Annotated in this window: 9 protein-coding genes and 1 pseudogene; 4 read left to right on the top strand and 6 right to left on the bottom strand. The window is 73.5% G+C overall.

Translation table 11 applies throughout. The features are described from left to right. Together AB0J69_RS60865 and AB0J69_RS60860 are read left to right on the top strand one after the other, a co-directional pair. Positions 1 to 762: pseudogene (locus tag AB0J69_RS60865) on the top strand (hypothetical protein); the annotation flags it as partial. A 162-nt stretch (positions 763 to 924) separates the two neighbouring features. Further along, positions 925 to 1626: a hypothetical protein gene (locus tag AB0J69_RS60860; protein ID WP_364138305.1), complete on the top strand. Its 702-nt coding sequence runs from the start codon at positions 925 to 927 to the stop codon at positions 1624 to 1626. A 14-nt stretch (positions 1627 to 1640) separates the two neighbouring features. Here AB0J69_RS60860 and AB0J69_RS60855 read toward each other — a convergent pair whose 3' ends face one another. Further along, positions 1641 to 2003 carry a hypothetical protein gene (locus AB0J69_RS60855; protein WP_364138302.1) on the bottom strand — a complete coding sequence of 121 codons (363 nt, stop codon included), beginning with the start codon at positions 2001 to 2003 and terminating at the stop codon, positions 1641 to 1643. 108 nt (positions 2004 to 2111) lie between these two features. Between AB0J69_RS60855 and AB0J69_RS60850 the strand changes: the two genes are divergently transcribed. Continuing rightward, positions 2112 to 2609, top strand: coding sequence for a DinB family protein (locus AB0J69_RS60850; protein ID WP_364138300.1), 498 nt, complete (start codon positions 2112 to 2114; stop codon positions 2607 to 2609). 29 nt (positions 2610 to 2638) lie between these two features. Here the strand turns inward: AB0J69_RS60850 and AB0J69_RS60845 are convergent, their stop codons facing one another. From AB0J69_RS60845 to AB0J69_RS60830, 4 genes are all read right to left on the bottom strand, one after another. Then, positions 2639 to 3745 (bottom strand): MFS transporter, encoded by a 1107-nt coding sequence (locus AB0J69_RS60845; protein ID WP_364138297.1) that lies wholly within the window; start codon positions 3743 to 3745, stop codon positions 2639 to 2641. Further along, positions 3729 to 4007: an MFS transporter gene (locus AB0J69_RS60840; protein ID WP_364138295.1), complete on the bottom strand. Its 279-nt coding sequence runs from the start codon at positions 4005 to 4007 to the stop codon at positions 3729 to 3731. The genes AB0J69_RS60845 and AB0J69_RS60840 overlap by 17 nt, the downstream gene beginning before the upstream one ends. Before the next feature lie 264 nt (positions 4008 to 4271). After that, a complete protein-coding gene (locus AB0J69_RS60835; protein ID WP_364138308.1) occupies positions 4272 to 5258 on the bottom strand; it encodes a TauD/TfdA family dioxygenase in 987 nt (328 codons plus the stop codon). 361 nt (positions 5259 to 5619) lie between these two features. Further along, the gene (locus tag AB0J69_RS60830) at positions 5620 to 8391 is read right to left on the bottom strand and encodes a DUF6493 family protein (protein WP_364138292.1); all 2772 of its coding nucleotides are present in this window, start codon (positions 8389 to 8391) and stop codon (positions 5620 to 5622) included. A gap of 196 nt (positions 8392 to 8587) precedes the next feature. On the opposite strand from AB0J69_RS60830, the gene AB0J69_RS60825 reads away from it, so the two are divergent. After that, positions 8588 to 8992, top strand: a complete 405-nt coding sequence (locus AB0J69_RS60825) for a DUF4440 domain-containing protein (RefSeq protein WP_364138289.1) — start codon at positions 8588 to 8590, stop codon at positions 8990 to 8992. A 39-nt stretch (positions 8993 to 9031) separates the two neighbouring features. Here the strand turns inward: AB0J69_RS60825 and AB0J69_RS60820 are convergent, their stop codons facing one another. After that, positions 9032 to 9385 carry a siderophore-interacting protein gene (locus AB0J69_RS60820; RefSeq protein ID WP_364138286.1) on the bottom strand — a complete coding sequence of 118 codons (354 nt, stop codon included), beginning with the start codon at positions 9383 to 9385 and terminating at the stop codon, positions 9032 to 9034. Between the last annotated feature and the right edge of the window lie 143 nt (positions 9386 to 9528).

Below are 9528 nucleotides of genomic sequence, written 5' to 3'. Positions count from 1 at the left end.
GCCGGGCTGGCCGTGGCGGTGCCCGCCGCCGTCGCCGCCGAGGCCGGCGGGCCCACGCTGCCGTGGACGGCCTCCCGCCAGGAGCTGGCGGCGACGGCCGACGCCCACGGGTACAGCCCACGGGACCGGGTGTGCACGACGCGGAAGGGGGTGACGTACTGCCCGTTCGCCGACTACACGGTGTGGGTGCCCGCCTGGGAGGAGGTCATGGCGCCGGTGGCGGCGGCCGTACCTCCGGCGGCCAGGGACCGCATCCCCGTGCTGCGCCAGCAGTTCCCCGGCAACCGGGCCGACAACGCCGAGAGCGCGAGCGTGGACATCTGGCCGCGGTGGCCGCGTACCGAGCATCCCGACCGGTCGTACCTGGCGGGCAGTGCCGCGGCGATGGTGACCGGGCTCGCGGACGTTCCCGTACCCGGGACTGTCACGACGGGCTGCGACGCGAGCGGCCAGGCCCGCACCGTGGTGGCGCTGTGGCTGGCCGGGCAGGGCGCACCGCTGCTGCCCGCCGGTGAGAGCCTGCTGGTGCCCACCCCGTCGGGTACGGGCGAGATGCCCTCGCAGCTCGGGCCGATCGAGTACGGGGACGCCGAGACCGGCTACGCCCGGCGGCTGCTGGAGCGGCCGGACGCGCGGGAGCGGGTGTGGGCTGCCTGGGAGACGCTCACGAAGCCGCAGACCACCCTCGCCCAGGCCCTCCCGCTGCTCGGCCTGCGCCCCGAGCACCCCGCCACCAGCCCGGCGGGCCCGCCATGCCGGTGACAGCACGCTCTCCGGGCGGGCGTTGTACGCGATCGCCCGCCGTAGCCACCTGCCCCGCCGTGCCCGCCTGCCCGCCATCCGCGCGACCGGCCGTACCCGCCTGCCCACCATCCGCGCGGCCGGCCGTGCCCGCGACACCATCCCGGAGGGACCGCCATGCCCGTGACGCCGCGACACCGTGACACCGGCGCCGCTCCGTCGAGGCGCCCGGTGCGGGCGGCGGCGCGCCCCGTGGTGGCGGCCGAGCTGGTCGGGCCGCTGGCGCGGGCGATCGACTGGCTGCCCATCGGGGTCACGGCGCCGTTCGCGCTCGCACTGGCCGCGATCGTCTCACCCGGACGCGACCTGGACCCTCTCAGCGCGCTCCTCGCGCTGCGGGCCGCGGCCCTGCTGCTCGGCGCGGCGGCGGCCTTCGCCCTGGTGGACGCGATGACGCCGAGCTCGGGCGCGCTGCCGGTGCCGCGCTGGATGCGGCAGTGGCTGCGTACGGCGATGGCGTTCGCGGTGGTCGCGGCGGTCTGGGGCGCGGCGTACACGATCGCGGCCGTGCGGCTGGCCCAGGGGGCTCCGCTACCGCTGGCCGACACCGCGCTGGAGGCCGCGGTGTGCGTGCTGGCGGGACTCGCCGGGGCGGCAGCCGCGGTACGGCGCGTCGGCGGGCGGCAGGCCGCGCTGGCCGCGAGCGCGTTGCTGGGCGTGCTGCTGGCGGGCTCGCTGTTCCTTACCGGTGACCTGTCGCCGTGGGTGGCGCTGCCCGGCGAGAAGACCTGGGGCGCCGTCCACCGGGGCTGGCTGGCCGCGCTGGCGCTCCCGCCGCTCGTCCTGCTCGCCGCCCACCGCGACCTGCGCCGCTCGGGCAGGTGACCCCTGCGGACGGACTACCGGACCGCGAGAATCGCCGCCACGAGCATGCACGCGGCCGACGGCAGGAAGAACATCCCTACGGACGCCAGCGAGACAAAGCACCAGGCGAACAGGGCCATTGCCGCGGCGATCGACGTCGTCCGGGGCAGGATCCGGCCGAAGGCCAGGGGAATCGCCGCGATCAGCACGGGGAGCAGGAAGTAGAGCGCCCGCACGCCGACGACGCCGACGGCATATTCCGAGCTCTCGCCCTCCTCGCTCAGCGACGCATATATCGGGGTGGCGAACAGGACGATCGTCGACAGGCCCGCCAGGCCGAGCGAAAGGATCAGCCAGGGCCGTAACGCGCGCGCCTGTTCACCACTCCAGATAGTCATTCCGTCGCTCCTCGATCCCGTTGTGAAGGTGCCCTGCGGTAAATGCGTTGCGTCCGCAGTGGTGCCCACGCAGGATCATGACTACGCGTCCGGACGGAGGAAAAGGCCATGAATGAGATCCTGCTCGATGCGATCCGTCACAACAACTGGGCGACGAAGAGGCTCATCGAGTTCTGCCGCGATCAGGGTTTCTCCGCGCAGCAACTGGAGGTACGCGGGGTCGGCACCTTCGGCGGCATCCTGTCGACTCTTCAGCACATCGTCGACGCGGACGGAAGTTACGCGCAGCGCCTGGCCGGAATCGAACTTTCCTGGGTGGACGGCGCGGAGCAGGCCGATCTGCCGCTCCTGTCGGCCCGGGCATCGGAGGTCGAGCGGGTCTGGGAAGAGGTGCTGGCCAAGCCGATCGACGTGGAGGGCGTGGTCATCGTGGACGAGGGAACGCGCGAGGTCCGCGCCGGCATCTTCCTGGCCCAGGCCCTCAATCATGCCAACCACCATCGCGAGCAGGTCTGCGCCATCCTGACGGGCTTCGGCATCGAGCCGCCGGACATCCAGGCCTGGGAGTACGCCTGGGCCACGGGACGGATCTGGGACCGAGGCTGAGCCCGCCCCGCCGGTCCCGTACGGTCGGGTCACCCCTGTGCGGCGGCGGTCGCAGGCTTCCCCGCGGCCGGCCCGGGACCGGCGACGCGCAGGTCCGGCATCAGGACGATCGCGGCCAGGGCCAGCAGCCCGCCCAGGCTCCCGACCCAGCCCAGAGCGACGCCGACGCCCCGGGCGACACCCGCGGCCGTCGCCGCGCCGGCCAGGTGGTGGGCGAGCAGGGACTGGCCGCAGGCGAGGCTGACCGCGCCGCCGATCTGCTTGGTGAGCATGGAGCCGGCTGTGGCGGCGCCGATGTCGGTGCGGGGGACGCTGTTCTGGGCGACGATGCTGGCCCCGCCCATGGCGGGTCCGGTGCCCAGGCCGACAAGCAGCAGGCAGCAGGCGATCAGCGGGATCGGGGTGCCCGCGTCGAAGGTGAGGAAGGGGATGCTGCCGGCGGTCAGGAGCGTGGCGCCGAGCAGCAGCGCGGGTCTGGGTCGCCCGGTACGCATGACCAGCGCCGCGGTGAACCGGTTGCTGATGACCATGCCGGCCAGCATCGGCAGCAGGAGCAGGCCGGAAGCGGTGGCGGTGTGGCCGCGTACCTGCTGGAAGTGAAGGGCCAGGAAGATGCCGGCGGGCAGGCCGGCGGCCTGGAAGAAGAACCCGGCCGCGACGATCGCGGCATAGGCGCGGTGGCCGAACAGGCGTAGCGGCACGATCGGCACGGCGGCCCGCCGCTCGACGGCGACCAGGGCGGCCAGCAGCACGATCCCCGCCAGCAGGGGCCCGCCCACTATCGGGTCGCTCCAGTCCCGGAGCCGGCCGTGCTCGCCGTACCCCTTGAGGGTGAGCCCGAGCAGCACGAGCGAGAGCCCGGCGGTGAGCAGCGCGATGCCCGCCAGGTCCAGGCGGACGGCGGCGGTGGCAGCGGGGCGGACGCGGGGCAGCAGGACGGCCAGGACAGCCGCGGCCATCAGGCCGAGGGGCAGGTTGAGCAGGAACGCCCAGCGCCAGCCCGCGTGGTCGGCGAGCACGCCACCTACCAGGGGGCCGCCGATCATGCCGGCGACGAGCATGACCGCCATGACGCTCTGCATGCGCACCATCCCGGCCATGCGGCTGGGCGGGTACAGGTCACGCACCACCGACATGCCCACCGTGAGCAGCGCGCCGGCGCCCAGGCCCTGCAGCGCGCGGGCGGCGACCAGCAGCGTGATGGACGGGGGCCGCGCCGCAGGCCAGCGATCCGGCCAGGAACACGCCCAGGCCGATGAGCATGGGCCCGCGGCGGCCGTGCAGGTCGGAGAAACGGCCGTAGAGAAGGACGGTGACGGTGGAGGTCAGCAGGTAGGCGGTGACCACCCAGACGTACCAGGTGTCGGTGCCGCCGAGCTGGGCGACGATCTTGGGCATCGTCGCCCTGGAGCTCGCGCCTGACGCCCGCGGGCACCGCCGAGAGCAGGGGCATGGCGCGCGCGTGGTCCACCGTGTGCGGAGGACATCTGAGCGCCCAGCGCAGCACTTCTTTGGGATTTACGAGCGATTCGACGAGTTCCACACTCGTCTTCCGTGTATCGAGGCGCAGCCGCCTGTCCCGTGTCCGGCCGAGAACCAGACCGAACGGCCGGTGGCCGACTATCACGGCTTTCACCAGTGAGTACCGGGGATGGCACACCACTACGAGATGCCTGATTCAGCCACCCCGGTCGCCAGCCAGAGGCGGAACAAATGACGCCGCCGCGCCGGCTCCTGATAATCCTCATAAGCCGTTCGACCGTGCAGCACCACATGGTTGTTGAGGAACTGCATATCCCCCTCTCGGAAATCCATCGCCAGCGCGAAACGCGCATCATTCGTCAGCCGATCGAGCAGATCCATCACCTCGGCCTGCTCCCCCGTGAACGCTGGCACATCAGCACCCCGCTGTGCCGAACGAAGATAATCCGGCCCGTACGACATCGACACCCCGCCATCGGCCCGCCGCACACAGATCGGCTTCGTGTAGAAGCTGTCCGGGCCATCACCCGTACGCCGATCGTGCCACCACGGCCGATACAGCACCTCCGCGAGATCCGGCCGAAGCCGCACGATCTCGTTGTGCACCGCCACCGAACTCACGATGACACTCGAACCACCCGCCTTCGCGGGCCGTACGCACAGCAGCGCCACCACATCCGACGGATCGCTGTGGAAGCCCAGTCGCCCGCTGTGTTCGAAACTCCGCGTCCGAGCCCCCGCCGGATCAGCACCCGTATCCCGCACGTGCATGAACGGCGCCCGATCGGCGCCCTGCGGCACCACCTCGCCCACGTGAGCCGCCAGCCCCACCGCCGCGACCTCGCGCTCCCGCGCGCTCATCTCCTCGACCGGCACCCCCTGCACCAGCGCGAATCCCCGCCCGCCCACCAGCTCCGCACGTACGCGCCGCAGCACCGGACCCAGCGTCGGCAACGCGAGCCCCTCCCCCGAACCTGCCCCGGAGCCCGCCGCCTCGGAACCCGTCGCCCCGGCGCCTGCCGCCACGGACTCGGCCGCCCCAGCGGCCCGGACGGCGGCCAGCACCTCGCGCCGCTGCCCCTCGTCGAGCCGCACCTTCCAGGAGTCGCCGCCCCGGAATTCGTCCGCCAGCCACTCCCCGGGGCCCTGCACTCGCGCGACCATCATCACGCCACCGGCCTCCCTGCCGACTGATCCTTCCGCCACCACCATCCCTTCTCCGGCCGGCCAGGACACCCCGCCATCGCCCACGGCAGAACGCCTTCACCCACAGCGCAAACCCGGCCCCACCGCTAGCGCGAGGCCCGCCCCTGACCCCACCCGCCGGCCCCGGCTTCCATCACCGATCCGACCGCTGATCCGGCCACCTGCCCGCCCGCAGTGCGCGGTCACGGTGCTTGCCGGAAGAAGGCGGGTGCTGCACCTCATCGCGCGCCGGCGTGCCGTGTCGATCGGCCAGTCGCCGGCTGGGTTGAGCGCTTGAGACCAGGTGATCGACAACACGCCGCGCCCTTTACAAAGTAGATTTCTAAGGGGAGCCGATCAGCTGCGTCAATCGCCGCGCCTCCAGCACCAACCTGCTCGACCCCCTCCGACCGGCCACGGCCGCCGCCTCAGGCACGTCCGCCCGCACCCCCGCGATCCTGGCCGCCCGCGTCCCCGCCGCCAGCAGGTCCGCCACTCCGGCCCGCGGCCGCTCCCCGTCCTTGGGGAGCAAGCCCGGCAGCACCCGTACGACCACCGCCCACACCGCCTCCTGCGCTCCCGCCTGCGTGGCGTCGTCGAGGACCGACAGCACGCGGTTGAGCTTCACGAACTCGGACTCGACCAGGTTCGTCACCGCCTCCCCCAGCGCCTGTGCCGGCACCTCGCCCCGGGCGGCCAGGGTGAGGAAGGCGTCGGTGGCGGCGGCGCGTTCGGCGGGGTTCGCGTGGCCCATGCCGCACGCCAGGGCGTACGCCGTCGCGGGGCCGAGCGGGCCGTCGCCGTGGGCCAGCGCCGCCAGTGCCCGGGTCTGCCGGTCGTTGGCGTCCATCGACAACGGCAGGTAGCAGGCCAGGTGTGCCGCCACGATCTCCCGGTGGGCGGGCATGACAAGCGGCCACCAGGTCAGCGTGTAAGTGTGCCCCGACCGCACCTCGAACAGGTCGCGGAGCTCCTCGTGCAGGCCGGCGGGCGAGTCAGACGCCACCGCCGACGGGCCGGGGTAGGGGGCGGGGGACGGGACGGTGGGCACTGTGGCGATGGGCACTGTGGCGGACACAGCGGCGTTGGCGGACACAGCGGCGTTGGCGGACACAGCGGCGTTGGCGGACACAGCGGCGTTGGCGGACACAGCGGCGGTGGTGGACACAGCGGCGGTGGTGGACGCCTCCGTTGGCGGGGCGGTGGAGGAGATGGCCGGCAGGGTGGTGGGCGGGGTGAATTCGGCGTGGAGGTCGTGCCAGACCGACCCGCCGTAGCCCTGGTGGCGGCGTACGCACACCATCACGTCAGGCTCGGTCAGCCCGCCGGCCCGCATCCACGCCGCACACGCGCGTCCGGCCCCCGAGGTGAGCCGGCCGGCCCGCTCGATCTCCGACGGCGAGAAGTGGCGCGGTAGCCGCAGCAGGGCCTGGGCCAGGTCGGCGGGGAGGGCGGGGACCCCTTCGGCCTCCTGACGTTCCAGGCGGTCGAGGAGTGCGGGCGGGTCGAGGTGGCCGGTGCCCGATGTGGGCGTGGCCAGGAGGACCGGGTAGCCGGCTCCCGTCTCGAAGGGAGTCACCAGCTCCAGGGCACGCCGTAAGTAGAGGCGGTCGAACGCGCCCGGGGCCGCCGGACGCCGGCGCTTGGGTGCCCCGCGCGTCAGCGTGCCGCTGTGCTCGGGGGAGGCGAAGGCGAGGAAGGCGCGGTTGACGGCCTCGTTCAGGCCTTCGTGGAGCTCGCTGCCGTAGTGGCCGTAGGTGTGCCGGTCGAACGGGTGCCACCACGGCCGCAGCGCTTCCCGCAGCGCGTCGGGTGCGCGGTGCGACCACTCGGCCAGGCCTGCCAGGAGGCGTTCGTAGGTGTACACGTCAGGTGATCGGCCGAAGGCCGCGAGTTCACGGGTCAGCTCCTGCGGCGAGGTGACGGGTGGCGGCAGGGACGGGCCGCGTACGGCCACCAGGGGCGTCACGGCGGGTGTGCGCGCCTCGGCGAGGCCGCCGCCGTACGCCGCCGAGACCTTCTCCCGCTGCTCCCCGTCCAGCTCCGCGGCCGCCTGCCTTACCGCCTCGCGACCGGCCCGCCCGGCCTGCGGCGCCAGCTTGACCGCGAGCCGCACGGCCCGCTCCCGCAGCGCCGGCGTGTCCTGCGCGAAGATCGCCGACAGAGCCGCCAGCACGGCGTCCACCCGGCCCGCGTCGCGCAGCACCGCGTCACCGGCCCAGGACAGGGCCGCGCGCAGCAGCTTCTTCTCCGGCCGGAACGCCAGCGCCCCCACCGCCTCGGCGAACAGCTCCTCCTCCAGCCGGCCCGCCTCCTCCAGCCGCCGCAGCTGCGCCAGCGCCAGGTCGGCCACCGCGACCGGGCCCGCGGGCAGGAGCCTGGCATAGTCCCTGGCGCGGGCGGCCGACTCGTCGATGTCGAGGTCAAGCCGGTCGTGCAGGCCCGCGAGCTCGACGCGCGCTCCGGCACCGTCGCGCAGCAGCCGCCCCACCAGTCCGTCGATGACGGCCGCGCGGTCGAGCAGGCCGTTTTCCACCAGGCGCACGACCACCTCGACGACCTGCCACAGGGCGGTCTGGGACAAGCCGTCGATCTCGAAGAGGCGCCGGCCGTACGCGGTGAAGAGCGGGTCGCCCGCGGCCGTCGACGGGCGCAGGGTCCGCAGCCAGCCGACCTTGAACGCGTCCTCGTCCGGCGGCTCGATGCCCGTCCGGCGTACGAGCTCCGCGGCCACCTCCCAGTGCCGCAGCTCCGGCAGCCGCGACCGTGCCGCGATGCGGCGGGCCACGTCGGCCTGCCACGCCACCGGGCGCCGGCGCAGCAGCTCGAGGATCCGCCCGCTCTCGCCCTGGCTCCCCCACCGGAACTCCCGCCTGAACAGCCACGCCGTCACCGCCGCCGCGCCGCCCAGGCAGGCCGGGCCCGCCAGCAGCAGCGGCCGCACCTGGCCGGCCCAGTCCGTCCAGGCCGTGGCGCGGAACTCGCGGGTGACGTAGCCGGGCAGCTCGGCCGCGACCGCCTTCCGGCCGGCCGCGTCCAGCTCGGTCGCGAACCGGATCGTCCCCGGCACGTCACCGGCCTTGACCAGCTTGAGCAGGTCCTGCCACGCGTTCACGCGCCCCCTCCTGCTGGAGGCGGCGGGCTTTCGCCGGACCCGACCCTCGCCAGGGTCTCCTCCCAGGGGGTCACCGCAGGACCCCGAGCGTCAGGAGGACGTCTGAGAACACCGCCACCGCGTCAGTCATGGCCGGGACACTAACGGCCGCCCACGACAATTCTCGATCATCGAGATGTGATATGATCATTTTGTCATGAATAGTCATGACATTTCCGGACCCTCTGTGGTCCTCGCCGGTGACCCCGGCAGCCCCGCCGCCCAGTTCGTCGCGGCCATGAACACCGGTGATCCCCACGCGCTCGACCACGCCTACGAGGACGGCGCCGTCCTCGTACCCGTGCCCGGCCACCCCGTCACCGGGGACGCCCGGCTGGCCGCCAACCGTCACCTGCAGAGCTTCGGCCTGCCGATCGAGGCCCGCCCGCGCCACGCGTACGTCGCCGGCGACATCGCCCTGCTCATCGTGGACTGGTCGATGCGCGGCACCGCCCGCGACGGCACCGAGATCGACCTGAGCGGCACCGCCACCGACGTCGTCCGGCGCGGCGCCGACGGGCAGTGGCGGTACGTCATCGACAACCCCCACGGCACCGCCTGACCGGCCCGGCACCGCCTGACCCCCGCGTCCTTCTGGGACTCAGGACCCGTTCCGGAGGGGCTGCGCGGCGGTACCGGTCGCGGACGTGGCAGGTGCGCGGTGGGGGCGCAGTCTGGACGCGGGCCTGCTCCGGAGGCGCTGCGCGGCGTGTCTGGCGTAGCTGAGCGGGGTGAGCCTGGCCGGCAGGCGCGACAGCGAGTCCTCCGTGGAGACGGGCAGGAAGAGGCGGAACCACTGGTCGTACCCCATGGGGACGAAGCGCTTGGCGTCGCCGCCGCCCAGCGTGACCCGCGCGAAGTGCGGGGACAGTCGCTCGCGGCGCAGCACCCGCAGGATGAGCAGTTCCGAGGTCTGGGGCTCGATCCTGGTGCTGTGCAGGTTCCCTCGTGCCATGGGGCTCCTCGTCGTGAGGGGGTGGCGCGGGGGGGGGGGGGCGGGGGCGGGGACCCCCCCCAGAAAAAAAGGGCCGGGGAACCCCCCCCCCCCGCCGGGGCCACCAGGGACAGGACCACCCCCCCCCCCCCGCGGGCGGCGCC

The sequence above is a fragment of the Nonomuraea sp. NPDC049709 genome (assembly GCF_040674815.1).
Classification (GTDB): Bacteria; Actinomycetota; Actinomycetes; order Streptosporangiales; family Streptosporangiaceae; genus Nonomuraea.
The sequence above is the reverse complement of the archived record's forward strand: the minus strand, read 5'-3'. Positions and strand labels throughout refer to the sequence as shown.

Coding starts and splice junctions, on each gene's coding strand:
- AB0J69_RS60825 (WP_364138289.1), top strand. CDS start 8,588: ATGAATAGTCATGACATTTCCGGACCCTCTGTGGTCCTCGCCGGTGAC.
- AB0J69_RS60835 (WP_364138308.1), bottom strand. CDS start 5,258: ATGATGGTCGCGCGAGTGCAGGGCCCCGGGGAGTGGCTGGCGGACGAA.
- AB0J69_RS60840 (WP_364138295.1), bottom strand. CDS start 4,007: ATGCCCAAGATCGTCGCCCAGCTCGGCGGCACCGACACCTGGTACGTC.
- AB0J69_RS60820 (WP_364138286.1), bottom strand. CDS start 9,385: ATGGCACGAGGGAACCTGCACAGCACCAGGATCGAGCCCCAGACCTCG.
- AB0J69_RS60855 (WP_364138302.1), bottom strand. CDS start 2,003: ATGACTATCTGGAGTGGTGAACAGGCGCGCGCGTTACGGCCCTGGCTG.
- AB0J69_RS60845 (WP_364138297.1), bottom strand. CDS start 3,745: ATGTCGGTGGTGCGTGACCTGTACCCGCCCAGCCGCATGGCCGGGATG.
- AB0J69_RS60850 (WP_364138300.1), top strand. CDS start 2,112: ATGAATGAGATCCTGCTCGATGCGATCCGTCACAACAACTGGGCGACG.